The following is a 24,068-nucleotide window of genomic DNA, read 5'->3' on the forward strand; positions in this document are numbered from 1 at the left end:
ACGATGGAGAGATACCGAAGCGGTCATAACGGGGCGGTCTTGAAAACCGTTAGGGTGCAAGCCCACGTGGGTTCGAATCCCACTCTCTCCGCCATTTCATTTCAACTAAAGCTCAAGCCGGGACAGGAATGTCCGGGCTTTTTTTGTTTTTGCGGCGACCGGAGCAGCTCGTCGTTCAGCCGCCAGGGAGCATCTTGCGAGGCATCTTCGTCATGCGCCGCATCAGGCTGCGTCGAGGCATAGAAAACCTGATTTCGATGCAACCTACGGGATGGAGGTGGAAGGCCAATGAGCAATCCCGATATGCTTCTGCTGGACCAGTCCCGCTTGGTCGAGGCCTGGAACGAAACGCTCCCGACAACGATGAATGAGACCGACCGCTGTGAAGTCCATGCCGATGAAGAGGATCCGCGCTCGCTGCGCGTCACGATCTTCGGCGCCGGGCACCAGATGTACTCGTATGATTTCAAGGTCACGTATGTCGACAGCCGGGAAGTGAAGGTGACGCTGATCGATGTCGACCAGGACAAGCAGACGATCGACGAACGCAAGGAGCTCGTTCAGGAGCAGGTAGCCGACTATATCCGGCATCTGCATGAATGCGCCCAGGCGCTGCATCGCTTGACCAAAGTCTAATGCAAAGGGTGATGGAGCTTGACGAAGCAAAAAGGACCGGATAAAAACCTGCAGAATGTGGCCAAGGATCTTGAACTGGAGCCGGTGAACGCGCATAATGCCAACCAGCTGCAGCGCCAGTCGGAGGACCGCAGGCATCAGGACAACCTGAACCATGAGGACGAGACCGATCTGGATCATCAATTGACCTGACCTTAGACAGCAAAAGGAGGAGAAGCCGATGAGCAAGCCGGACAGCATTCCGGTTCCGAATCCGGATGAAGACCGCAAGGCATCCCGCGACCGGGACCATGGACAGCCGCAGCAGCCGATGTCGGGCAGCAAGACGGTCAAAAACCGCAATCATGTCGACCATCACAATCCCGAAGGCGGTTGAGCCGGAAGGAACAGAGGGTGGGATCGAGGCCGTTCCCGTACTGCGGGAGCGGTTTTTTCCATATGCAGATTATTATTCGAATCGAATAATTTTTTTGATTACTTGTTCTCCCCCTTATTCAATTCCCATCGACAATGGTAGAATACAAAGAGTAGATTTCACGCATGATTCAAAGGAGGAAATACATTGAAAGCGAAAAACCGGCCCTGGAAGCAAACGCTGGCAGTCCTGTCCGCTGCGGCGCTTGTAGCGGCCGCCGGATGCAGCAAATCCCCATCTCCGAAGGCAGAGCTAGAATCCGCCCTTGCAAGCATCGCAGCGGCTTCATCTTATGCTTTCCACTCGACCGTTAAATTTGACGATCTTCAGCTCCCTTCCAGCCGCGCTGCCGGCGCAACATCCGGCGAAGCCGCCAGCCTGCTGAAGGGAATGAACATAACGATGGACGGCGTCTACCAAAAGGATCCGATGCGCACGGACGCCAATGTCCAGCTGGCGCTTCCCGGCAATCCCCAAATGAATCTGACGCTGCCGATCATCATGACCGGCAACAAACTGTATGTGAAGGTTCCGTCGATTCCGGCCCTGCCTGCGACCGCGCAGCTGGCGGACAAGTATGTCGTCATCGATACGGACAAGCTGGCCGAGGAGCAGGGCGAGCAAGCCGCGGCGCTGGATCCTGCGGTGCAGCAGAAGCTTATACTGGAAGCCGGAGCGGCTTTCATCAAGCCTTTTGAAGAGAAGACCTACTTCAAAAGCTTGAAAGCGAAAGACGTGCAAGGTCTTCCTGAAGGCCTGGAGCCGGACTCCGTCTCCCAATTCCTGATCGACTCCTCGAATGCCGAGGATGTCAAGGCGACAGCGGCGCAGAAGGCGATTCCTGCCGTGCTTGACGTGCTGCTCGGCAACGAGCAGTACCTGAAGGCGCTCGGCATGGACAAGGCGGAAGCGGAGACCAGCAGGAAGCAGCTGCAAGATCCGCAATCGGAGCTGTCCAAGAAGCTGAAGGAACAGCTGAAGCTCAGCGAGGTCAAGGTGCTCGGGGCGGTCAAGGACGGCAAAATGGCCTACGAGAGCGTCGACGCCAACATCGAGTATGCCGGAGGCGAATCCGGTCCGCTCAAGCTCGTCATGCATTCGACGACGTCATACAGCAAGGTCGGCGAGAAGGCTGCCTTCACGGGCGCCATTCCGACCGATGCGATTCCGGTCGAGCAGCTTGAAGCAGCATTGGAAGGTTCAGCCAGCAGCAAATAAGAATAGGTCTGAAGCCATGCTTGAATCGGCTTCTGTCCTTCCATGGAACCGCCTCGGCCCGAGGCGGTTTTTTGCATGCGTAAAATATCGAAAGAGCAATCGGCTTGCAATGAAAATGGAAGCGATTACTTTTTCGTTGACAGAAGAAAAAAGGGAATGATATGCTAAATAATAGAATCATGCGCAAACGTTTGCACTTATTTTCATTGGCCTTATATAGGCCCTATTCTAATCTGGGGGGAAACAAGATGAAATGGCAGCGGATCATCCGCAACCGCAGCATAGGCGCCGTCATGGCCTGCCTGCTTGTCATGCAGCTGTTGGCCGGCATTGGACAGGCTCCGATTGTAAGCGCTAACACCGAGACGCCTGTTCCTACAGCATCATCGAGCGTCTATCAGGATCAGCCGGGCGGCACGTCCAGCTGGTATGTCGCCGGCACCGTGAACGGCTGGAACAATGCCGACGCCAATTGGAAATTCAAGCATCTGACCGGCGGCTTGTACGCCTATACGGCGGCGCTCGATGCCGGCAATTATGAGTTCAAGCTGACCAAGAACGGCACTTGGGACGGCTTCGGCGACAACGGGGAAAACTTCAAGCTGAAGCTGGACCAAGCCGAATCGGTCACCTTCTTCGTCAACGACGAGATCGGACAAGCCCGTATCTCGGTGCCCGGGGTGCATGGACTGGCTCAATACGTTCCGTCGCTGGACGAGAACAAATGGCCGCGTCTGGTCGGAACCATGCAGAAGAAGCTCGGCGATCCCGCGGATTGGGATCCGGCCGGAGCGACATACCGGTTCCTCGACTACAACCTGGACGGCAGCGTGTACAAGCTCCAAGTGCAGCTGCCTGAAGGCCGGTATGAGGCCAAGGTTGCCTTTGGCCCGAACTGGAATGAGAACTACGGAGCGACAGGTGAAAACGGCGAAAATCTGAACATTGTCGGAGGCGACGATCTGTACGCCATCTTCAGCATCGACTACAAAGGAGATCAAAAGCTGAAGGCCGACACATTCCTTGCCGGCGGCGGCTCGAACGGCAAGATCAACAAGGACGCGATCCAGTTCGACAGCCGCTCGCTCACCTTCAAGAAGCCGTTCGGCGCCATCGCCGAGAACGGCGCGGATCTCACTCTCCGCGTGGCGGCTGCCCAGGATGACGTGGAGATGGCGCGGGTGGAGCTGACGAATGCGGAAGGTCTCGCATCGACGCATGAAATGCGCAAGGTGACGACTGTGGACGGCAAGGACTACTGGGAAGCCGTCATTCCGAGATCCGTCTTTACCGGAATTGGAATCTGGGGCTATAAATTCATCCTCATCGACGGCTCGGCCAAGCTGGAGCTCGGCGACGACAAGAACGGCACGGCCAGCCGCGGCGGAACGGGCGTCGCGATGGAGGACGGCGCGGTGCCGTTCGACCTGACGGTATACAAAGCGGACTTCAAGACACCGGACTGGATGAAGAACGCCGTCGTGTACCAGATCTTCCCGGACCGCTTCTTCGACGGGAATCCGGACAACAACCGCGCCAAGCTGGTGGACGGCTACCGCGGGGATCGGAACGAGGAGCGGGCCGTCAAGGACGCTCCGATCAAGTCGCTGCCTCTGCAATACTTTGACGGCGGCGTAGCGAACGACCCCGCTCCCGGACAAGTCGCGGGCCAGTGGAGCGACGTGCCGGAAAATCCGGATCGCGTGAAGCCGGAAAACAAGCCGTATTACCCGAACGCGACTTCGGACGGCACCTGGACCAACGAATTCTACGGCGGGGATATCCAGGGCATCGGGATGAAGCTGGATTACCTGCAGTCTCTCGGCGTGACCGCGATCTACCTCAATCCCGTCGCTTGGGCGGCGTCCAACCACAAATACGATGCCACCGACTACAAGCATCTGGACCCGATGTTCGGCGAGCCGGTGTACAACACGCCTGGCGATCCGGCCTCCGGCCTCAACTACGAGGAGACGCGCAAGGCGTCGGACAAAGTGTTCATCGACTTCTCCAAGGCCGTCAAGGCCAGGGGCATGCATCTCATTACGGACGGCGTGTTCAACCACGTCGGCGACGACAGCATTTATTTCGACCGCTACAGCAAATATCCGGAGATCGGCGCTTACGAGTATTGGGCGAAGGTCTATGACTTGCAAAACGCGGCGAAAGATAAAGGAGAGAGCCTCGACAAGGCGGCTGCCGAGCAGCAGGCCCGTGCTTTCTTTACGGGCAAGGTGAACTCCGCGACGGGCAAGAACTACGAATACCCGGCCGACTTCGGCTTCATCGACTGGTTCACGGTGGAGAATGTGAAGGTGGCGGATAAGGACAGCACGAGCACGCATTACAAATACGATGCCTGGTGGGGCTACGATTCCCTGCCGGCGATGGATGCCAAGACGCCGCAGCCGGGTGACGCGGACGCGATCGGCTCCTCCGAGGAGCAGCATGAGTGGAACAATATCGGCTACCGCGAAGCGGTCATCGGCCATGATCTGAGCGGCAAATCCGCCGAGGATGCCGAAGCGGCCATGCAGGACGTCGTCTCGCAGCGCTGGCCTTGGATGGGCTCCGGCGGCTGGCGGCTGGACGTCGCTCCCGATGTCTCGACCGGAACCTGGCAGAAGTTCCGCGAAGCCGTCAAGTCGACGGCGGGCCTCAAGGACGCCGGCGGCAACGATATCGAGGATCCGATCATTTTGGGCGAGGAGTGGGGCGTAGCGACCCATTACCTGCTCGGAGACCAATTCGACTCCGTCATGAACTACCGCTTCCGCGGAGCGCTGCAGGCGTTCCTCATCGGCGGCGACGCCAAAACCTTCAACGATACGCTTGAATCCATCCGCGAGGATTACCCGGAGCAGGCGTGGCAGGCCATGCTCAACCTGGTGGATTCCCATGACACGACGCGTTCCATCACGAAGCTGATGTTCCCGAGCTACGAGGAGGAGCATCTGGTCATCGCCAAGGATGCGGACGACAAGGCGCTCAAGCAGCAGGCGCTGGTCGCTCTGTTCCAGATGGGCTATCCGGGCGCGCCGACGATTTATTACGGCGACGAGGTGGGAGTGACGGGCACGAAGGATCCGGATTCCCGCCGCACGTTCCCATGGGAGCGGGTCGTGGAGAGCAGCGAAGGTCCTGCCGGCAAAAGCTACTCGGCAACCGGCTCCTACGCCGGATTGCTGGACTCCTATCAAAAGGCGGCCAAGCTCCGCGAAGCGGAGGCGGTGCTGCGCACAGGCGATCTGAAGGCGGTCTACGCCACCGGCGACGCCATCGCTTACGCCCGCAAGAACGACACGAAGGCCGCGCTCGTCTCCATCAACCGCGGCAATGCAGAGCAGAAAATCACCGCCGACGTGACGGGATACCTGCCGGACGGCCTGAAGCTTGTCGACGGCCTGGGCAGCGGCATCAGCGCCGTCGTAACCGGAGGCAAGCTGGAATACACGCTGCCGGCTCTCTCCGGGGTCATGATGATTTCCGAAGGCGCGCTGTCGCCTGTCGCGGAAGTCGGCGGCCTGCTGGCCAATGCGGGCAACGGCAGCGTCGAGCTGTCCTGGAACGCCGTTGACGGCGCCGAGGGCTACCGCGTCTACCGTTCCCTGATCGACGGCGGCAAGCTGGAGCTGGCCGGCACGAGCACGGAAGCGGCATTCACCGACACGGCCGTAACCAACGGAACCAAGTACTATTACAGCGTCGCGGCCTTCCAAGGCGCTTCCGAAGGATTGCCGGGCCCGACCGTATCGGCGACTCCGGCCTATTCCATCACGGAAGTGTCGGCCGTATCGACCGTCGCTGCGGACGTCTATCTCGGCGTAGGCCGGACGACGGGCGAGCTGACCGTATCCGTGAAGGCTCCCGGCCTGACGGACCGGGGAGACGGACAGCAGCCGGCCGGTCTCATCGGCAAGCTGATGTATTTCCCGGACGGCTCGGCCAAGGCCGAGGCCGCTTCCAAGCCGCTGAAGTTCAAGGCGGACGGAGCTGGCGGGGACAAGGTGTACACGGCTTCCTTCGAGCCGCTGCAAGCGGGCGTGTATCACTATTACGCCGCCTTCTCCGCTGATAACGGAGAGACCTGGACGGAATCCCCGGAGCCGACCCATGTCACGGTGTTCCCGAATGAGGACACGGATGCGCCGGCCACTCCGGCGCTGGCCGCCATTACGGTGGAATCCAGCCGGGCGGTGCTGAACTGGACGAGCGGGGACGACTCCGTCTATGGCTTCGAAATATATCGTGCTTCCGGAGCGGACGGCTCGTTCAAGCGGATCGCTTCGGTCACGGGCGGCAAGCGCAGCTATACCGACTTTACGGTGAGCAACGACACGGCCTACCGCTACAAGGTCGCGGCCTACGACATGGCGTACAACCGCAGCTTCTCGGAAGAGCAGAGCGTGACGCCGAAGCTGGTCATGGTGGATGTGACTCTCCGTCTCCATCTGCCGGATTATACGCCCAGCACGGATGACATCACCATTGCCGGCGATTTCAACGGCTGGAACGTGACATCGACCAAGCTGAACGTGCCGAGCGGCGCGACGAATCGCAGCGTGGTGGAATATTCGTTCAAGATGATGGCCGGCAAGTCGATCCAGTACAAATACGCCCGCGGCGATTGGGGCAAGGAAGCTCTCACCAGCCATAACCGTCTTGCCGGGGATACGCAGGATCCGGGCAACTGGGCCTATAGCTCCACCGATACGAACATGCAGCTTAAAATTTCCAATCAAGGCGGCAACCGCATGGTGATCGACGACTATGTCCTCCGCTGGGTGGACATGCCGTTGATGGTTCTCCAGCCGCGCATTTCTTACGGGGAAGACATCCGCTACTCCACGGATGAGGACCATTGGACGCTTAGCGCCAACGTTCCTTACGGTGTGGCCTTCACGATCAACAACCAGCCGATCGCCGACAGCGCCATGGATGCCGAAGGCAATGTGTATCTGCAGAATATTCCTCTGGTGCCGGGCGAGAACCGGTTCGTGCTCCATATCGAGCCGACGCAGGAGACGCTGAACCTGCCGTTCTATACGGATAAAGGACGGGCGAGCCAAGCAACCAGGACGATCAATGTCGTCATTGACCGCCCTTCGGACGAAGCGACGCCAAGCGCGAAGCCGAGCGAGTCGCCAAGCGCGACGCCAAGCCCGACGCCGAGCGCGAAGCCGAGCGAGTCGCCAAGCGCGACGCCGAGCGCGACGCCGAGCGCAACGCCGAGCGGGTCGCCGAGTGCGACGCCGAGCGAGTCGCCTAGCGCAACGCCGAGCGAATCGCCGAGTGCGACGCCGAGCGGGTCGCCGAGCGCAACGCCGAGCGAATCGCCGGCTGCAACGCCAAGTCCGAGCAGCGCGCCTTGGACGCCGTCCCCGACGGCTGCTCCAAGCGCTTCTCCGTCTCCATCGCCGGCCGGACACGCCTTCTCGATTTCGGCTGCCGACCTCAAGCCGGATACAGGCGGCGAAGTGAACGTGACGCTGGGTGAGGCCGTCCAGACGGTGCTGATTCCTAGAGAAGCCGCCGGTCTTGCCGCAGGCTCCGTGCTGCGGATCCATAAGGGCACAACCACGATCGTGCTGCCGCAGGAGCTGTTGGCCGCAGCGGCTGCGGAAGGCAAGGGCAGCCTTGTACTCCGCCTGGATGAAATCTCCGGCACCGAGGCGGACGCTCTTCTGGCCGGACTCAAGAAGCAAGGCCGATTCGGCAGCCTCGCGGCGACCGGCTCTGCCATTCAGGCGAGACTGCTCGTTCAGAACGGAGATTCCGAGCAGGCGGTATCCGCGAAGGGCATGAAGCTGAGCTTCAAAGCGGCTTCCGCAGCGGACGGGAAGACGGCTAACGTATACCGGATCGACGGAACCGGAACCGGGGCCTACGTCCGCGGAACGTGGAACGACGCCGACGGCAGCTGGACCGTTCCGGCCGACGGCAGCTTCGCTTATGCGCTGCTGAATGCCAGCCGCGCGTTCTCCGATCTCCCTGCCGGGCATTGGTCGGCAGCGGCCGTCCAGTTCCTGGCTGCCCGCGAGTTCGTGAACGGCGTCTCGGAGCAGCAGTTCGCTCCGAACAAGGCCGTCACCCGCGCAGAATTCGCCGCGATGCTCGCCCGGATTCTGGAGCTGAAGCCGGGCAGCGCCAAGCCTTTTGCGGATGTAGGCGAGAACGCCTGGTATGCGGATTCCGTCAGCAGCGCCTATGAGGCCGGAATCATCGGCGGCAGGGGCCATGATGCCTTCGCTCCGGGAGCATCCGTCACCCGCGAGGAAATGGCGGTCATGCTGATGCGCGCTTATGCGTACGGAATCAAAGCAGGCATGGTGCCGGCATTGCCGTCGGATTCGTCCGCTCCTTCCTTCAAGGACCAGTCCGCCATCAGCGGCTGGGCAGCGAAGGATGTCCTTGCAGCCGCAGGGCTTGGACTGCTCGGCGGACGGGACAACGGCTCCTTCGCTCCGGCGGATCAGCTGACCCGCGCGGAAAGCGCAGCGGCGCTCTACCGCTTGCTGAGCCGATAAGATCAAAAAAGAGGCTTGGGGATGCACATCCCCAAGCCTCTTTGTCTATCCATCAAGCGTCCCGGCTGCTTCGCGCTATCCTTGGCGACTCATGACAAGCAGCACGATTGCGGCGATGACCGCCAGGCAAGCCAGCGTAAACAAGGCGATTTTCCAAGGACTGCGCGGAGCGTGGCCGGATACTAGCCCGGTCTGTCCGTTGACCATGAAGCGGTACAGCTTGGATTTGTACGTGTAAGTCGCGTTCCATACCGGCAGCAGGAGATGCTTGTAGGTCTGGTCGGCGTACCGGGTGCTGATGCTCAGATTGCTGATCTCGTCGCCGCCGATCTGCGAGCGGACAGCTCCTTCCACCGAGGAGGCGATTCTATCCTTCGCCAGCTCCCAGCCCCGGGAGCGGCCGATCGAGTAACGTTCGGCGACATAACCGCTGAGATAGTCCGGCTTGTAGCCGAGCAGTCCTTCCAGGCGGAAGTCGCCGAGACGGTCCAGCAGCTTGGCGTCGTACTGGCCGGAAGCGGGAATGAGCACATCGTCGAAAAAATGGCTGTAGCTGCCGCTCACGTAGTGCCAGACCGTGTAGCGCTCCTGCTCGGTATACGTCTCGGTTTTTCCGTCTACGGTCCGGGTGCGGGTCACGGTCCGGTAATGATAATCGCCCCGCTGGGCGGAGTAGGCGGAGTCTGTGTCCGAATCATACGTCCAGTAGGGAATATAGATTCCTGACAGACGGGCGGCCGTGCGCTCCCGTTTGAAGGCATTGGGCAGGAACCAGCGCTTTTTCTTCCAGGCACGGAAGGAAGCCTCCGCAGCCTCGCTGTCGACATGAAACGGAATGAGCGATTCCGGGCGGATGCTGGCCGACTCCGGCTGGGGCAGCACCTTGGGCGAGCCGCAAAATACGCATACCGTCGCCGTCTGCTGGGCAGGAATGAGGCTTTCGCCGCCGCAATTGCCGCATTTGACCGCGATCTGGGAGATGCCCCAATCCGTATCGGCATCGTCCCTGCCATCCTCGAGGTCATACTCGCTGGGCGGGGTGCGGTCTTCCTCGATTTCCTGCAATCGACCGCAGTACTGGCATTTGAGCTGCTGGCTGTCCGCATCGAACAGCATGGGCCCCCCGCATCCGGCGCAAGGAAAAGCAATGACCTCCGGAACCTTCACTTCTTCGGCCATCGGAATCTACACCTTGGTTCCGCAGTTGGAGCAGAACTTCGCGCCGGGTGCGAGCGGCTGACCGCATTCCGAACAGAACTTCTTGCTGCCTGGAGCGGTGCCGGAATTCTGCGGCGCATCGCTCGCCGCCGAGCCTCCTCCAGAGGAGCCGCCTGCCGGTTCGCTGCTTCCTGCCGGGCTTCCGCCCGCAGCTGAATGGCTGCCCGCGCTCTCCTCGCCTTGCTGCGACAGCATCCGGCCCATCGCCTGGCCCAGCGCTATTCCGGCTCCGAGACCGATGCCCGCGCCGGCGCCTCCGTCCGGGTTGTTGGCCGCTTCCCGGATTGCTTCGGCGGATTGGTATTTCATATAGGTGTCCAGATTGCCCACGATCCCCATGGACGATCTGCGGTCGATGGCGCGCTCCACATCTTCGGGGAGCGACAGGTTCTCGATCGTGAGGGCGGTGAGGCCCAGCCCCATGGAGGCGAATTGGGGCTGTAGCTTGGCGGCCGCGGCGCTGCCGAGCTCGTCGTATGAAGCGGCGAGATCGATGACGGGAATCCGCGATTCGCCCAGCAGGTCGCTGATTCCGGACACGATGACGGATTTCAGGTAGCCCCCGACATTTTCCGCAGAGAACGTCGCTTGGGTGCCGAAGATTTCCCGGAGAAACACCGCCGGATCATGGACCTTCAGGGCGTAGTTGCCGAAGCCGCGCAGCCGCACCATGCCGAACTCCGCATCCCTCATGATGACCGGGTTGGACGTCCCCCACTTGAGCTGCGTGAAGTTGCGCGTGCTGACGAAGTAGACGTCGGCCTTGAACGGCGAGTTGAAGCCGTATTTCCACGACTTGAGGGCGGTCAGGACCGGCATGTTCTGCGTGCTCAGCGTATAGGTGCCGGGGCCGAAAACATCGGCGATCTGGCCTTCGTTGACGAAGACGGCCGCCTGCGACTCGCGCACGACGAGCTTGGCTCCCATTTTGATGGCATTGTCGTAGACGGGGAAACGGTAGACCATGGAGCCGGTGTCATCCAGCCACTCGATCACTTCGATGAATTGGCCTTTCAGAAAATCGAACAGTCCCATGTGACGCCTCCGATCAGTAAGGTTTTTCCCTATTATAAACGCTGCATGGCGACGATTCGACACCACTTGGTAAAAAGAGGGGAGGGAACAACAAAAAAACCGCTGCCTCAGGCACCGGTTGTAAGGGTTGTGATGGTCGAGACGACAGGATTTGAACCTGCGACCTCTTGCTCCCGAAGCAAGCGCTCTACCAAGCTGAGCCACGTCTCGAAAACGTTGCAAAAAAATAATAGCATGGATGCAAAGAAGCTGTAAAGATGGAAGCCCTTCATCCTAAGGACGAAGGGCTTGCGCTTATTTGCACACGTATTCGGTCAAAACGGCCTGAAGCTCGTAAATATTGAGAGACTTGTTGAACGTCTTCGAGACGGGTGTCGGACTGCCGGATACCCAGAACTTGAGCTCGGCGTCCAGATCGAAGTGGCCGGCCGTCTCGACGGCGAAATGCGAAATGCTTTTGTACGGGTACGAATGGTACTCCGTCTTCTTGCCGGTCAGTCCCTGCTTGTCGATGAGGATCAGCCTGCGGTCAGTGAATAGGAACATGTCTCGTATCAGCTTGTAGGCTTTCTCCACGCGTTCGTTCCGGCCCAGCATGTGCTGGAATTCCTTCTGCACCTCGGCAGGAGCAAGCTCGGATGCATTCCCCATCAGCCCGTCAAATAAGCCCATTGATCATCGCCCTTTCCTTCATTCAGCTTTCCACTTCTAACGCATGAGAAGGAGTAAAGTTCCAAAAAAAGGATAAATGGAATTCAGAGCCTCAAATTCACCATGAATAATATATATAATATTACAGGCAACCCTATAGCAGATAATATTGTGATTGCAGTACGTACATTTTTCTCATTTCGTAATATAAACGCTAAAAACTTATACCCTAAAATACCAATCCATCCACCCAAACAATTTAAAATGATGTCATCAATGTCAGCTGCTCCGATGCCTAAAAGCCACTGAATGATTTCAACAGATAAACTCACAAAGAATATAACCAACAGATTGGTTATTACTCTTATGTCCTTTTTGAATAGTGACAAATAAGTGCCAAGAGGAATAAGGATAACAATATTACCAACCACATTGCTAAAAGCGAATTTTTTTATAGTCGCAGAACCACCAAGTATATATTCCTTTATACTATAAAAAGGAATAAGATTGATTGACCTATTTAAAGTCCTTTGATCATTAAAGATCTCCGAAAGTGAAATTCTTGATAATAATAGTAGTTTAATTAAGAAAACGATGTAAAAAATGAAAACGACATATAAGAAAATTGATTTAATTCGCTCTCGTTTATTCATAGAACCTCCAATTTTCTTTTATCCCTGCTTATTCTTTGACGTTCAGTTTATAAATTATGTTCACTGAGTCAGAAACTTTTTTACGTGCTTAATAAAACTAACCCAATTATAGTCTAATTAGCAATCAGCCATCTTCATGTAAAAGAAAATTTACGGGATTTTTTCTAAGTCTTTTATATCAAGACGATGCAAGATAACCATTCGTGAAAGCAGCGCCAGTTCGAAATGCATTCTTTTTGCAATAACCGGTATCTCGCTTACTGGCTGCTGGATTACGTTGGCCTCGTATTGATGATCAATCTTTACGGTGATCAATGGACATAAAAAAAACCTCCTACAAGGACTCGTAGGAGATCGCCTTTTTTATATATATTGCCTGCCGCATGTGGCGGAAAGTTCGCTCGAATTGACGTTATAGACTGTGTGCCTTGCGCCAAGCCATCCGAAACCATTCAACGCTTGGAAATGTTGATGTTACGCGGTTTTGAAGGAAATGGCGCGCCCGATACGATTCGAACGTACGACCTGCAGTTTAGGAAACTGTTGCTCTATCCTGCTGAGCTACGGGCGCGCATCGGATTTACTATACCATGGTTGGGAACATCCCTGCAACCTGGGCGTCAATCCGACACGGCCATCAGGTAGGACGGGCGCAGCGATTCCCTGCGGACCGCGATCGGATAGTTGACGCCTCTCCAGGTCCGGAATGCCGTGGTGAATACATAGAGCCGGTCATCGGCGGCCAGCAGGCGATGCGTGTCCAGGCAGTACACCATCCTGGCGCCCGCAGCGAATTGCTCCTTCTGCTTCTTCTCCATCATTCTTCATCCATCCTCCCGCTTGCGTTCCTATCAGCTTTCCCGTCGAGCGAGCCCGCCAAACCTGTTCTCTGTCTTTATCTATATGAAGAAGGGACGAGATTCAGAACTTGAAGCCGGCAGGAGAATGGGCGGAAGCCGGGTTGCTTCACACAGTTCTATCTGTTATACTTTATGTATAACAAACACACATTAAACGAGGAGGAGGATGCCGCCATGATCGTCTCCATCGATTACGAGTCCGACACTCCGCTCTATACGCAGCTATACGACGAAATCGTCCGAGGCATCGCATCAGGCCGGCTGGAGTCCGGGGAGAATCTCCCCTCGGTCCGCAGCCTCGCCGGCGACCTCGGCATCAACCTGCATACGGTCAACAAGACGTATCAGCTGCTGAAGCAGGAGGGTTTTGTCCATATCCACCGGCAAAAGGGAGCGGTCGTGCAGGCGGCTGGGTCCTTGCCTGTCACGGATGCTTTCCGAACGCGGATGGAGCGGCAGCTGGAATCGCTCGCCTCTGAAGCGTTGTGCAGAAGCATTCGGGAAGAAGAGTTTCTGGAGAAATGCCGAAGCGCCTATCGGAGCATCCGGCCTCAAGCAAGAGATATGCATGAAGGGGGAAATGAGCGATGAATATGTCTATGTACGGATTCGGCTTGACGATGGGGGCTGTCTATCTGCTCATCCTGGCCGCTGCGGCTTTCCAGCCCTCTTTTGCTCCGCGGAATATCCTGTTCGGAATCTCGGTTCCGAAGTCGGCTGTCGACGATGATGCCGTCCGCAAGCTTCGCCGTTCCTATACGAGTCAGGTGATTGTGTACGGCCTCGCATTCGGCATCCTGGTTGCCGCGGGAATCCTATGGAAAGCCGGCGGGACGATGCCTGCCGAGAGCCTTTCGCAATGGCTGGCGACGCTGCCGGTCGGCGCCCTGCTGGCGCTGCTCGGCATTTCGGGAGGCCTGTTCGTCGCTTTCCACCAGAAGGCGGAGCGCCTGAAGCGCGAGGCAGGCTGGCAGGAGGAGAAAAGGACCGCCGCAAGCCTGTCGATCCGCAAGGAGCGGCTCCATTATCCGCTGTATGCATTTGCTCCCCATCTGCTCGTCATTCTTATCTGTGTTGGAGCCGCTTGGCTGCTGTACGGCAAAATACCGGACAGCATCATTACTCATTATAATGCCCAAGGAATTCCGGATCGGATTCAGGACAAATCCTACGGTACTGTATTCGAGATGAATATTGTCCAGCTGTTCATGCTGGCCGTATTCATCTTCGTCAACTACACGACGGGGGCAGCCCGGGTGAAGATCGATCCGGCTGACCCGGAGCGCTCGGAGGAGCAGCAGCGCCGCTATCGCAAGGGAATGTCCTTGCTGCTGCTTCTGCTGGGCCTCGGCATGATGATCTTCATGGGGTTCCTGCAGGCCTTCATGCTGTACGGCGGGAGCCGGATGGATGGAATCCTGATCGGGGCGGCGGGCATTGCGCCGCTTGTCATGTCGGCGGCTTTCGTCATCAGCATGATGAAGCTCGGCAAGGGCAGGATGGAGGCATCGAGACCGGGAGAGGATTCAAAGTGGAAGGCGGGGGCTTTCTATTGGGACCGGTCGGACTCCGCTATTTTCGTCGAGAAGCGGACGGGCATCGGGTTTACGCTCAACTGGGGCCATCCTGTTTCTTGGGTGATAATCGCAGTTATTCTCGGATTTGCCTGCATTCCCTTATTTTTGAATCGATAGTCCTATTCAAATGAGGCAAAAGACTTAATCCAAAACCGGATTTGTCGAATATTTCCACCATTTATCGTTATTTTGTCGACAAGTTATTACAAACAAATTCTCCTCATACGGGTATAATAAAGAACAGCCCGACGGAAGAAGCATCCAGGTGAGGAGCGTAACTTGAGCGACAATATGATGAGGAACGAACGATTGGAGAGGCTGCAGGAGCTGCGCAGCAAGCTATATCAGGCAGCTGAGGAGCGGGGGAGCCTGACGGATCCCGAAGTTCTGGCCATCAGCGAGGAAGCGGACCGCTTAATCGTCGAGCTGCAGCAGCAGCAGCGGGAGTTCAAGCTCGAACGGATATGGAAACAAGGGCCTGCGGCCCGGTGAGCAAGAGAGCAGATGATGCCTCCCTTGAGAACCGGAGCTGCAGGCCCTTACTTGTTCTCACCGAGTGGAACGGGATTTGCGCAGCCGTCTGAAAAAATCGGTGAGCAGCGAAGCGCACTCCTCTTGAAGTACCCCGGACGTAAGCTCGGCTATGTGATTGAACCTCGGCTCGTCCAAGAGATTCATCAGCGTGCCGGCGCAGCCGGCCTTGGGATCGGGCGTGCCGTACACAACCCGCTTGACCCTGGATTGGACCAGAGCTCCGGCGCACATCGGGCAGGGCTCGAGCGTGACGTACAGCGTGCAGTCCAGCAGCCTCCATGCGGCAAGGCTCCGGCTCGCTTCACGGATGGCCAGCATCTCCGCGTGCGCAGTCGAATCGGGCAGCGATTCCCTCAAGTTGTGGCCGCGGCCGATGATCTTTCCCTCATGCACGATAATGGCGCCGATCGGCACCTCTCCGATCGCTTCCGCTTTTCTGGCCTCGGCGATCGCCTCGCGCATCCAACGCTCATCTTCTTCCTGACGAAGCAAATCAATCTTTCCTTCCTGATGCGGGTTTATGGACTTATTGTCCCTGATACCCGGGGCGGATGCAAGCCGCTTGTACACAGAATCTGTGCATAAGAGCCCGCCGCAAGCATGTCTGCTCGTTCCTCTCGCTAGGAAGTGACTTTCGACAGGGAGGGGATGTCGAATAATAGCGTTTTATGCTACGAACAAACATTCTTTTGTTAACATGTTGTGCACAATTTTGTGGATAACTATAAATTATTTGAATCTTCCCGCAAACTATCCACCGAAATGCTGTGCACAACTCTCTGAAAATGTTGATAAGTCATCGTTTTTGTGGACAGAGCTGTGAATACATTCGGAATAGAGAAGAAGAGGACGTTGATCTGTGGATCAAAAGTCCTTTTATGCCATTGGACCCTTAACAGAAAAGGCCGCAGCTTGGATAAATGTGGTATCATCTGGGTATTGATCCTCATATAAGGATGTGTCCGGCATTGTCCGTCAAAACCAGGCTTTCCCTTATCATTTCCGTGCTGGTCAGCGTGATGCTGGTCTTGAATGTCTTCATCAACGATCATTTCATCCGCCGGGAACTGAATTCGCAAACGACCATGTTCTCGGAGACGGTGGGCAAGCATACGTCGGCTTTGGTGGAAGAATTCCTTGAAGGAAGGGAGGAGAAGCGCGAGAGAGCGGCGACGATTCTGCGCCACGCTGCCGTGCAGGCGGCATCCCTGGTAGGAGGAGAGGAAACGCAGGCCAGCCTCAAGAAGGCGGCCAAGCTGACGGGAGCCGAGAAGCTGGAGCTGCTGAAGCCGGTGTCTGGCGGCTACCAGATCATCGCATCCAGCGACGCCGGAAGGATTGGCCAAATGGCGCTCGGGAGGAACGATCTTCCTGTGGAATGGACGGGCGGGCCTCCAGCCAGCGGGCAGCGCTATCTCATGAAGGATACCTTCTCGGACGGGGGCAAGGTTCCTGTATCCTGGGGCTATTACACCGATTCCGAGCATCCCTACATCATTGCATTGACGATCTATGCGCATGGCTACTCTCCGGACTCGCTGATCGATCAAGTCAGGACCTATCAGCCCGAGGTGCTTGAGATCGGCATCTGGAGCATGGGCGGGCAAAAGGGAACCGATGCCAGCGCCTTGAAGTACGGAAGCGAGCAGTACGCTTCGGATCCGCGGGGAATGGAGCTGCTGAAGCTGGCGGAAGCAGGCCAGGTGCAGTCGGAACAAGCGGTCATCAGAGGCAAGTCCGTGCTCCGCTCCTGGTATCCCTTCCAGGAAGCGCAAAACAACAACTACGTCATTTCCGTCGTAGTCGACCGTACCAAGATCGAGAACCTTTCCTCCATGCACCGCCGCAATCAGATCGGCAGCTCTCTCCTCATCCTTGCCGCGACGCTGATCGGAACATGGGTCATCATCCAACTGCTCCTGCGGCCGCTCAAGGGGATTCTGCACAAAGTCAACGAAGTCGCGTTCGGCAGGTTCGACCGGGATATCGAAGTGAAGCGCAGCGATGAGATCGGGGAGCTGGCGAGCCGCATCAACCATATGTCGGGAAGCCTGAAATCGTATACGGACAAGCTTAAGGCGGCCGTCAATGAAAATGCGCTCATGAAGGAAGAGCTGGAATCGATCTTCAACAACACGGCCGATCCCATCGTCATCATCGGCTTGGACGGGAATCTGCTGAGGGTCAATGAATCCTTCCTCCATACTTTCGGGTATTCTCCTGCGGACATTTCGTCTCTCCGCATTACGGATATCGTCCATCCCGTCGAGCATGCCTATAAGAATCCGGAGCTCGCCCGCATGCTTCAGGGGGAGGCGCTGCCGCCCGGAGAAGAGAAGTGGCGCCATAAGGACGGGGATTACCTGATGGTGGGCGTGACGTTGTCCACCGTCCGCAATTCACAGGGAGAGGTGTGGAGCCTGGTGGCAGTCGCCCGCGATGTCACCTCCAGGGCCAAGATGGAAGAGCTGCTGCGGCAGTCGGAGAAGCTGACGACGGTCGGCCAGCTCGCTGCCGGCGTCGCCCATGAAATCCGCAATCCGCTGACGACTTTGCGAGGGTTCCTGCAGCTGCAGCAGCAGAGCGGCAGGCTGAATCTGCAGCATAACGACATCATGCTGGCCGAGCTTGACCGGATCAACCTGATCGTGAGCGAATTCCTCATCCTGGCGAAGCCTCAGGCCGCCAAGTTCGAGATCAAGGACGTCCGGTACACGCTGGGCGACGTCATCTCGCTGCTGGACAGCGAGGGACACCTCAAGAATGCCGTCTTCCATACCCGCTTCACGAACGATAGCTGCCTGATCTCCTGCGAGGAGAACCAGCTCAAGCAGGTGTTCATCAATGTCATCAAAAACGCCATCGAAGCCATGCCGCAAGGCGGCAACGTTTACTTCGACATCCACAGGGAAGAGCCGCATTCCGTCTCTGTCCGGATCACGGATGAAGGGATCGGAATTGCGGAGGATATCATCCCCAAGATCGGGAATCCTTTCTTTACGGGCAAAGAAACCGGAACGGGACTCGGCATCATGGTCAGCCAGCGGATCATCCAGAGCCACAAAGGCCGTATGGAAATCCAAAGCAAGCTGGGCCAAGGCACATCCATCACCATCACGCTGCCCATGTCTTCCGATAGGCGCAGCGGTGAAGACGGAGCGGCTTCTTGAGAGCGGCTGCGGGTGTGGTACAATGGTACCATTGAAGCTGCTGCCGAAGCGGCGCTTAGGCAGGCAGCAAGAGCCGAGGTGGATCGATTGCGAATCAATAAATGGATCAGCGAAACGGGGTTCTGCTCCCGCAGGGAAGCGGACAAGCTGGTAGAAGGCGGACAGGTTACGATCAACGGCGCGCTTGCCGTCCTGGGATCCCAAGTCCAGGATGGCGACGAGATCCGGGTGAAGGGCGAGCTGGTATCCGTCCACCGGGGCCATGTTTATCTGGCTCTGAACAAGCCGGTGGGCATTACGTCCACGACGGAGTCCCACATCGAGGGCAACATCGTCGATTTCGTCGGCCATAAGGAACGGATCTTCCCGATCGGACGCCTGGACAAGGATTCCGAGGGTCTGATCCTGCTCACCAACGACGGAGATATCGTCAACCGGATCCTCCGCGCGGAAGGCCGCCATGAGAAGGAGTACGTCGTGACCATCGACCAGCCGGTCACGCCGATGTTCCTGAAGGGAATGAGCGAGGGCGTACGCATCCTGGGCAGCATGACGCTGCCCTGCAAGGTGACCAAGGTCGGAGAGAGGACTTTCCGGATCATCCTCACCGAGGGCAAGAACCGGCAGATCCGGCGCATGTGCAGCGCCTTCGGCTACAAGGTCCGCCGGCTGCAGCGGCTGCGGATCATGAACATCCAGCTCGGCAGCCTGCCGGCCGGCAAATGGCGCGATCTCAGCCGCGAGGAGCTGCAGCAGCTGTTTTCCGATCTGGACTATGAGCCGGCTTCCCCCGCAGGAAGCCGGAGCTGAAACGGCGACAGGGATCAAGCTGCCGATGTCGCCATGGAGGATATCCAGGAGCCACTGGCGTCACCGCCGAGCGTTGCTCGTGCGAGCCCTATTAAAGAAGCCCCGCTTTCGCCGGTTCAACCGGCGGTAGCGGGGCTTTTGTGGAGATGGGTGCCGAAGCGGCGATAGCTCGGCGGCAAAATGGGACGCAAGAGCTTGCGGTCATGACGGAGAGAATGAGTCCTACTTGAAGACTTCCGATACCTCGCTTTTGGCTGAAGGTTCGGCGTAGTTGCGGATGATGGACACCTCGACCCGCCGGTTCTTGGCTCTGCCGACATCGGTGTCGTTGGTGGCCAGAGGCTTGTACTCGCCGTAGCCGACGGCGCTGAAGCGCTTCGGATCGAGGCTCGGATTGAGCAGGAGGACGTCCATGAAGCGGACGGCGCGCATCGTGCTCAGATCCCAGTTGGAGCTGAATTCGGAATTGTTGATCGGCTGGTTGTCGGTATGGCCCGACACCATGATCTCGTAATTGGGATATTTCTGCAGCATGCCGCCGATGAAGGTGCCGAGCTTGCGGGATTCGGGCTTCACCGCCGCGCTGCCGGAAGGGAACAAGGCACGGTCGCTGATCGTGATCATCAGGCGGGACTGGTTGAGCTTCGTCTCCAGCTGGGTGCTGAGGCCGTTGTCCTTGATGTACTTGTCCACCTGGCGCTTGAGCTTCTCGAGATCTTCCTGCTCCTTGCGCATCAGCTCCTGCATCGCCTTGTCCAGGCTCTGGGAGTCCTGGGTCGACTGCGACGAATCCGAGGAGGACTGTCCCTGCTCCTTTTCCTTCTTGTCGGATACCATCGCCTGGGCGTCGATCGACTTGTAGCTCTCGAGGACGCCGTTGCCTCCGCTGAGGGCGATGTTGAAGGCGCGGCTCATCTGCTCGAACTTCTTGGCGTCGACCGAGCTGGAGGCGTAGAGAACGATGAAGAGGGCGAGCAGCAGGGTGAGCAGGTCGGCATAGGGGATGAGCCAAGACTCGTCCACATGCTCTTCGTGGTCGTCGTGCTTATGTTTCTTGCTCAATGAGCTTCCCTTCTTTCGATTCCTGCATTTGGATTCGTTCCTTCGGCGTCAGGTAGACCGACAGCTTCTGGTTGATGGCGATCGTCGAGACGCCGGACTGGATGGAGAGAAGGCCTTCGACCATCATCAGCTTGAGCTGGATTTCGCGCTTGGAAATCCGCTTCAGCTTGTTGGCGATCGGATGCCACAGCACGTAGCCGGTGAAGATGCCGAGCAGCGTCGCGATGAACGCGCCGGCGATCGCATGGGCCAGCTTCTCCATGTCGCTCATGTCCGAGAGGGCCGCGATGAGGCCGACTACGGCTCCGAGAACCCCGAGCGTCGGGGCGTAGGTGCCGGCTTGGGTGAAGATGAGGGCGCCGGCCTTGTGCCGGTCCTCCGTCGCCGCGATGTCCTCGAGCAGCACCTCGCGCACGAAGTCCTGATCGTTGCCGTCGATGATCATGCGCATGCCGTTCTTCAGGAACGGGTCCTCGATGTCCTCGACCTTCGTCTCCAGAGCGAGCAGTCCTTCGCGGCGGGTTACAGAAGCCCAGTCCGCGAACATGCCGATCAGATTTTGGCGGGACAGCAGCTTGGGACTGAAGAAGACGAGCTTCAAGAGAGTCGGGAACTTGGCGATCTCCGACATCGGGAAGCCGATGAAGAGCGCTGCGGCCGTTCCGACAATGATGATCATAAATGCCGCTGGGTTAGCGAGATTGTGGAGCGGAGCTCCCTTTAGCACCATGCCGACCAATACGGCGGCAAAACCCAGTACAATACCGATGAATGTGGATTTTTCCATAATACACCCCGTCCAAAAATGGTTGATGACAGGCTCTCCAAGCGCCGAGGCGATGCGGAGCCGAGCCCTTTGTGTCCTATATATCGACTTCTCGGCTGGTTGCGATTAGAGAAATTTTGGCTTTTATTGTGTCACCAGGCGTTAAGGCTCCACATATCCGTGTACAATAGGAAAATAGATCCGTATTTACAGGAAGGATGGCGGAAGGCATGGGCGTGAAGCATGCGAGGGAATACAAGGAAATATTGGAAGATCTGACGGTCGCGGTGAGCGCGATTCGCGATAGTTACTCCTTTTTCGATATGAGCCAGGAGGATTGGGGCGAGCTTGGGGACCAGGAGAAGCATGAGGTGATGGAGGCGCTGGCCGACGATGTCTTCTACGGCCTCGGCGAGGAGCCGATCCTGCATGTGGGCGAGGGTGTCGTCGCCTATAAGCCGAAGTTCCATGTCATCGAGGTGCTGGTGGACGGCAAGGAAGCCCGCATCGTACGGCTGATCTGAGCTCGCCGCCGAGAACGAGGATGCGTCAGCCGAGAGCGGGCAGGAGTGCGCCGGCGAAACTGCGGATAGAAAAAAACGACCAGCCGGATGCGTACCGCATGCCGGCTGATCGCGATGCGCGAAAAAGGGCTGGCTGTAGGGCTCTCCGGGAGCTCTTCGAAAGCTTGTCACGCAAGGGAGAGTCCGATACAATAGCAATTAATGTCAAATTATCTCACATAAATGACCGGTACAGGAGAGGCTCCAGCGATGAAGATGGATTCAAGCGAGCGGCCGGAGGCGGACCAGCCGTCCCGCCCGCAGAACCCGAGAGCCTACTATCAACCGATCCTGGCCCTGGATACCCGGATCGTAACTGGATACGAAGTCCTTGGAAGAGATTGCGGAGCCTCCGGCACGCGCAGCCTGGGGGCTTATTTCAGCCATCCCGGCGTTTCCGAGGAGGCCAAGAGGGAGCTCGACGCCTGCATCCGGGAGCAGGCCGTGCAGGAGCATGGCCGGCTGGGACGGACCGAGAAGCTGTTCATCAATCTTCAGCCGGGGTGGCTGTCCGGCGGGTCCTCCGGCAGCGTGGACAGCTCTGTCCTTCATATGTTGAAGCTGCTGGAGCAATGCCAAGTCGATCCCGGCCTGATCTGCATCGAGGTGACGGAGGAGAATTTCGACGGAGAAATCGAATGTCTCGTGGGAGCGGTGCAGGAATTCCGCAGGGCGGGCTGCAGCATCGCCGTCGACGACGTCGGAAGCCGGTTCAGCAATCTGGACCGGATCGCGCATATCCAGCCGGACATGCTTAAGGTCGATATGAATATGGTGTCCAGGAGCGCACATCACGAAGGCTTCCACGGGGTGCTGAGATCGCTCTCGGCCATCGCCGACGGAATCGGCGCCTCCCTGCTCATGGAAGGGGTCGAGACCCGGCAGGATCTGCAGCGGGCGATATCGGCCGGAGCGCGCTACGTGCAAGGTTATCTGTTCTCGGGAGCGGAGGCTTCCTTCGGCAGCAGGGACCGGTATAAGCATCTGCTTGATTCGGAGCTGCTGGAGACCAAGCGGAAGCAGGCGGGAGAGGAAAGCGGACGCTGGAAGCAGGCCGAGGAGCTCGCCCGCGAGGCGGAGCGTCTGCTCCAGGACAGCGGAGGGGAAGGCGGCGAGGAGGCTTTCCTGGCACCGCTGCTCCGAAAGCTCGATGCAGGCTGCATCCGCGCCTATCTGTGCCGGTCCGACGGCATCCAGCTCTCCGCCGACTATCAGCGCACGGTAGACGGATGGATGCGGGAGGAGCGGTATCGGGGCTCGGACTGGAGCTGGCGTCCCTACTTCGTCTACAGCAGCGTTGAGCTGCTGTCCGGGCGGCGCTTCGCCATCTCAAGGCCGTATACGGATCTCCACCGGGCAGGCCGAGTGCGCACCGTGTCCGTGCCGGCGGGACCGGACATGTTCCTGCTTGTGGACGTCCGGGAGGACGAGCCGGGCTGACGGGAGAGCCTATGGAGGCTGCAGTGAGTACGGGCCGTTGGAAGTAGAGCTGAGCCGAGGTCCAACCGGGCCGCAGGAAGGAGTAGAGCTGAGGTCCAACCGGACCGCTGGAAGGAATAGAGCTGATGTCCAACCGAACAGCTGGAAGGAATAGAGCTGAGGTCCCCGAACCGCAGGAAGGAATAGAGCTGAGGTCCAACCGGACCGCTGGAAGGAATAGAGCTGAGGTCCAACCGGGCCGCAGGAAGGAATAGAGCTGAGGTCCAACCGGGCCGCAGGATGGAGTAGAGCCGAGGTCCAACCGAACCGCTGGAAGGAATAGAGCTAATTTACATCCCAGCCGCTGACGGTCAGCGGCCCTTGTACACCATGCAGTGGAACATCTTCGGTCCTTCCGGCGTTCCGCGTTCGTAGGTGTCGGTCAGGCGGAATCCGGCTTTCTCGTAGGCGCGCTTCGCACGGCGATTCCAGATGAGCACCTCGAGGTCGATCTCGTCCCCGGGCTTGCGCCGCTTGGCTTCTTGGACAAGCAGCGAGACGAAGGCCGGGCCGAGCCCGTCCCCGCACAGATCGGGCCGCATCGCCAGACCGAGGCGGGTGACGCCCTGGATGGGAAAGAACTGCGCGTAGCCCATCAGCTCGCCGTCCTCCGGATCGACAACGGCTGCATACTGCTCCTGCCTGAGCTTGGGATCTCCGATCTCGATCTCCAGCTTCCTGAGCACTTCCCAAGGATCATTATTGTAGACGTCATAGGGGGGCTCGAAGCGCCAGCCGCATACTTCCTCGGCATGCCGCTCCGTCATGGGTACGACCTGCCAGCCCAGCCCGCCGTCGGGTTTATTCGTCATATAAGGGTTCACTCCTTCGGCCGTGATAACGGTTGACTCGTCATGGCCATTATACCATTCCGGATTGCTCTCATGATATGAT

At 58.1% G+C, this 24,068-nt stretch carries 21 protein-coding genes and 3 tRNA genes; 13 read left to right on the top strand and 11 right to left on the bottom strand.

Going from position 1 to position 24,068, the window contains the following annotated elements:
• The first annotated feature begins 5 nt into the window (after nucleotides 1–5).
• The 6 genes from AC06G8_RS00575 to AC06G8_RS00600 all read left to right on the top strand — a co-directional run bounded on the left by AC06G8_RS00575 (nucleotide 6) and on the right by AC06G8_RS00600 (nucleotide 8,796).
• Nucleotides 6–94 (top strand) — tRNA-Ser (locus AC06G8_RS00575).
• Between the two features lie 194 nt (nucleotides 95–288).
• Nucleotides 289–636 carry a hypothetical protein gene (locus AC06G8_RS00580; RefSeq protein WP_076359617.1) on the top strand — a complete coding sequence of 116 codons (348 nt, stop codon included), beginning with the start codon at nucleotides 289–291 and terminating at the stop codon, nucleotides 634–636.
• 18 nt (nucleotides 637–654) lie between these two features.
• Complete coding sequence (locus AC06G8_RS00585) at nucleotides 655–828, top strand: hypothetical protein (protein ID WP_447665093.1); 174 nt, start codon at nucleotides 655–657, stop codon at nucleotides 826–828.
• A 28-nt stretch (nucleotides 829–856) separates the two neighbouring features.
• A complete protein-coding gene (locus AC06G8_RS00590; protein ID WP_076359616.1) occupies nucleotides 857–1,012 on the top strand; it encodes a small acid-soluble spore protein P in 156 nt (51 codons plus the stop codon).
• 186 nt (nucleotides 1,013–1,198) lie between these two features.
• Nucleotides 1,199–2,269, top strand: coding sequence for a hypothetical protein (locus AC06G8_RS00595; RefSeq protein WP_480284093.1), 1,071 nt, complete (start codon nucleotides 1,199–1,201; stop codon nucleotides 2,267–2,269).
• Nucleotides 2,270–2,517: 248 nt separating this feature from the next.
• The gene (locus AC06G8_RS00600) at nucleotides 2,518–8,796 is read left to right on the top strand and encodes an alpha-amylase family glycosyl hydrolase (RefSeq protein WP_480284094.1); all 6,279 of its coding nucleotides are present in this window, start codon (nucleotides 2,518–2,520) and stop codon (nucleotides 8,794–8,796) included.
• A gap of 75 nt (nucleotides 8,797–8,871) precedes the next feature.
• Here AC06G8_RS00600 and AC06G8_RS00605 read toward each other — a convergent pair whose 3' ends face one another.
• The 7 genes from AC06G8_RS00605 to AC06G8_RS00635 all read right to left on the bottom strand — a co-directional run bounded on the left by AC06G8_RS00605 (nucleotide 8,872) and on the right by AC06G8_RS00635 (nucleotide 13,174).
• Nucleotides 8,872–9,975 carry a TFIIB-type zinc ribbon-containing protein gene (locus tag AC06G8_RS00605; protein WP_480284095.1) on the bottom strand — a complete coding sequence of 368 codons (1,104 nt, stop codon included), beginning with the start codon at nucleotides 9,973–9,975 and terminating at the stop codon, nucleotides 8,872–8,874.
• 6 nt (nucleotides 9,976–9,981) lie between these two features.
• Nucleotides 9,982–11,049, bottom strand: coding sequence for an SPFH domain-containing protein (locus AC06G8_RS00610; RefSeq protein WP_480284096.1), 1,068 nt, complete (start codon nucleotides 11,047–11,049; stop codon nucleotides 9,982–9,984).
• A gap of 133 nt (nucleotides 11,050–11,182) precedes the next feature.
• Nucleotides 11,183–11,259, bottom strand: a tRNA-Pro gene (locus AC06G8_RS00615).
• 84 nt (nucleotides 11,260–11,343) lie between these two features.
• Nucleotides 11,344–11,721, bottom strand: coding sequence for a PH domain-containing protein (locus AC06G8_RS00620; RefSeq protein WP_480284097.1), 378 nt, complete (start codon nucleotides 11,719–11,721; stop codon nucleotides 11,344–11,346).
• Nucleotides 11,722–11,804: 83 nt separating this feature from the next.
• On the bottom strand, nucleotides 11,805–12,353 hold the full coding sequence (locus AC06G8_RS00625) for a VanZ family protein (RefSeq protein ID WP_480284098.1): 549 nt from the start codon (nucleotides 12,351–12,353) through the stop codon (nucleotides 11,805–11,807).
• 494 nt (nucleotides 12,354–12,847) lie between these two features.
• Nucleotides 12,848–12,924: transfer RNA gene (locus AC06G8_RS00630), tRNA-Arg, on the bottom strand.
• A gap of 49 nt (nucleotides 12,925–12,973) precedes the next feature.
• A complete protein-coding gene (locus AC06G8_RS00635) occupies nucleotides 12,974–13,174 on the bottom strand; it encodes a hypothetical protein (RefSeq protein ID WP_447665100.1) in 201 nt (66 codons plus the stop codon).
• Between the two features lie 213 nt (nucleotides 13,175–13,387).
• On the opposite strand from AC06G8_RS00635, the gene AC06G8_RS00640 reads away from it, so the two are divergent.
• The 3 genes from AC06G8_RS00640 to AC06G8_RS00650 all read left to right on the top strand — a co-directional run bounded on the left by AC06G8_RS00640 (nucleotide 13,388) and on the right by AC06G8_RS00650 (nucleotide 15,282).
• Nucleotides 13,388–13,804, top strand: a complete 417-nt coding sequence (locus AC06G8_RS00640) for a GntR family transcriptional regulator (protein WP_480284099.1) — start codon at nucleotides 13,388–13,390, stop codon at nucleotides 13,802–13,804.
• Nucleotides 13,801–14,907 carry a DUF1648 domain-containing protein gene (locus AC06G8_RS00645; RefSeq protein WP_480284100.1) on the top strand — a complete coding sequence of 369 codons (1,107 nt, stop codon included), beginning with the start codon at nucleotides 13,801–13,803 and terminating at the stop codon, nucleotides 14,905–14,907. The genes AC06G8_RS00640 and AC06G8_RS00645 overlap by 4 nt, the downstream gene beginning before the upstream one ends.
• Nucleotides 14,908–15,069: 162 nt before the next feature.
• Nucleotides 15,070–15,282, top strand: coding sequence for a Spo0E family sporulation regulatory protein-aspartic acid phosphatase (locus AC06G8_RS00650; RefSeq protein WP_447665103.1), 213 nt, complete (start codon nucleotides 15,070–15,072; stop codon nucleotides 15,280–15,282).
• A gap of 57 nt (nucleotides 15,283–15,339) precedes the next feature.
• Here AC06G8_RS00650 and tadA read toward each other — a convergent pair whose 3' ends face one another.
• A complete protein-coding gene (gene tadA / locus AC06G8_RS00655) occupies nucleotides 15,340–15,816 on the bottom strand; it encodes a tRNA adenosine(34) deaminase TadA (RefSeq protein ID WP_447665104.1) in 477 nt (158 codons plus the stop codon).
• Between the two features lie 476 nt (nucleotides 15,817–16,292).
• Between tadA and AC06G8_RS00660 the strand changes: the two genes are divergently transcribed.
• Together AC06G8_RS00660 and rluF are read left to right on the top strand one after the other, a co-directional pair.
• The gene (locus AC06G8_RS00660) at nucleotides 16,293–18,494 is read left to right on the top strand and encodes an ATP-binding protein (RefSeq protein WP_480284101.1); all 2,202 of its coding nucleotides are present in this window, start codon (nucleotides 16,293–16,295) and stop codon (nucleotides 18,492–18,494) included.
• 87 nt (nucleotides 18,495–18,581) lie between these two features.
• Complete coding sequence (gene rluF / locus AC06G8_RS00665) at nucleotides 18,582–19,304, top strand: 23S rRNA pseudouridine(2604) synthase RluF (RefSeq protein WP_447665139.1); 723 nt, start codon at nucleotides 18,582–18,584, stop codon at nucleotides 19,302–19,304.
• Between the two features lie 222 nt (nucleotides 19,305–19,526).
• Here the strand turns inward: rluF and motB are convergent, their stop codons facing one another.
• A complete protein-coding gene (gene motB / locus AC06G8_RS00670; RefSeq protein WP_447665106.1) occupies nucleotides 19,527–20,366 on the bottom strand; it encodes a flagellar motor protein MotB in 840 nt (279 codons plus the stop codon).
• Nucleotides 20,350–21,153 (bottom strand): flagellar motor stator protein MotA, encoded by an 804-nt coding sequence (gene motA / locus AC06G8_RS00675; RefSeq protein WP_048745204.1) that lies wholly within the window; start codon nucleotides 21,151–21,153, stop codon nucleotides 20,350–20,352. The genes motB and motA overlap by 17 nt, the downstream gene beginning before the upstream one ends.
• A gap of 209 nt (nucleotides 21,154–21,362) precedes the next feature.
• Between motA and AC06G8_RS00680 the strand changes: the two genes are divergently transcribed.
• Together AC06G8_RS00680 and AC06G8_RS00685 are read left to right on the top strand one after the other, a co-directional pair.
• The gene (locus tag AC06G8_RS00680; protein ID WP_447665107.1) at nucleotides 21,363–21,656 is read left to right on the top strand and encodes a hypothetical protein; all 294 of its coding nucleotides are present in this window, start codon (nucleotides 21,363–21,365) and stop codon (nucleotides 21,654–21,656) included.
• Between the two features lie 249 nt (nucleotides 21,657–21,905).
• A complete protein-coding gene (locus AC06G8_RS00685) occupies nucleotides 21,906–23,135 on the top strand; it encodes an EAL domain-containing protein (RefSeq protein ID WP_480284102.1) in 1,230 nt (409 codons plus the stop codon).
• 350 nt (nucleotides 23,136–23,485) lie between these two features.
• Here the strand turns inward: AC06G8_RS00685 and AC06G8_RS00690 are convergent, their stop codons facing one another.
• Nucleotides 23,486–23,986: a GNAT family N-acetyltransferase gene (locus tag AC06G8_RS00690; protein WP_076359603.1), complete on the bottom strand. Its 501-nt coding sequence runs from the start codon at nucleotides 23,984–23,986 to the stop codon at nucleotides 23,486–23,488.
• Between the last annotated feature and the right edge of the window lie 82 nt (nucleotides 23,987–24,068).

The sequence above is a fragment of the Paenibacillus sp. SJS-P3 genome (genome assembly GCF_056711585.1).

What these genes read in the sequence shown, in the direction of transcription:
- AC06G8_RS00580 (WP_076359617.1), top strand. Translation starts at nt 289, where the DNA reads ATGAGCAATCCCGATATGCTTCTGCTGGACCAGTCCCGCTTGGTCGAG.
- AC06G8_RS00590 (WP_076359616.1), top strand. Translation starts at nt 857, where the DNA reads ATGAGCAAGCCGGACAGCATTCCGGTTCCGAATCCGGATGAAGACCGC.
- AC06G8_RS00600 (WP_480284094.1), top strand. Translation starts at nt 2,518, where the DNA reads ATGAAATGGCAGCGGATCATCCGCAACCGCAGCATAGGCGCCGTCATG.
- AC06G8_RS00605 (WP_480284095.1), bottom strand. Translation starts at nt 9,975, where the DNA reads ATGGCCGAAGAAGTGAAGGTTCCGGAGGTCATTGCTTTTCCTTGCGCC.
- AC06G8_RS00610 (WP_480284096.1), bottom strand. Translation starts at nt 11,049, where the DNA reads ATGGGACTGTTCGATTTTCTGAAAGGCCAATTCATCGAAGTGATCGAG.
- AC06G8_RS00620 (WP_480284097.1), bottom strand. Translation starts at nt 11,721, where the DNA reads ATGGGCTTATTTGACGGGCTGATGGGGAATGCATCCGAGCTTGCTCCT.
- AC06G8_RS00625 (WP_480284098.1), bottom strand. Translation starts at nt 12,353, where the DNA reads ATGAATAAACGAGAGCGAATTAAATCAATTTTCTTATATGTCGTTTTC.
- AC06G8_RS00635 (WP_447665100.1), bottom strand. Translation starts at nt 13,174, where the DNA reads ATGATGGAGAAGAAGCAGAAGGAGCAATTCGCTGCGGGCGCCAGGATG.
- AC06G8_RS00640 (WP_480284099.1), top strand. Translation starts at nt 13,388, where the DNA reads ATGATCGTCTCCATCGATTACGAGTCCGACACTCCGCTCTATACGCAG.
- AC06G8_RS00645 (WP_480284100.1), top strand. Translation starts at nt 13,801, where the DNA reads ATGAATATGTCTATGTACGGATTCGGCTTGACGATGGGGGCTGTCTAT.
- motA (WP_048745204.1), bottom strand. Translation starts at nt 21,153, where the DNA reads ATGGAAAAATCCACATTCATCGGTATTGTACTGGGTTTTGCCGCCGTA.
- AC06G8_RS00680 (WP_447665107.1), top strand. Translation starts at nt 21,363, where the DNA reads ATGGGCGTGAAGCATGCGAGGGAATACAAGGAAATATTGGAAGATCTG.
- AC06G8_RS00685 (WP_480284102.1), top strand. Translation starts at nt 21,906, where the DNA reads ATGAAGATGGATTCAAGCGAGCGGCCGGAGGCGGACCAGCCGTCCCGC.
- AC06G8_RS00690 (WP_076359603.1), bottom strand. Translation starts at nt 23,986, where the DNA reads ATGACGAATAAACCCGACGGCGGGCTGGGCTGGCAGGTCGTACCCATG.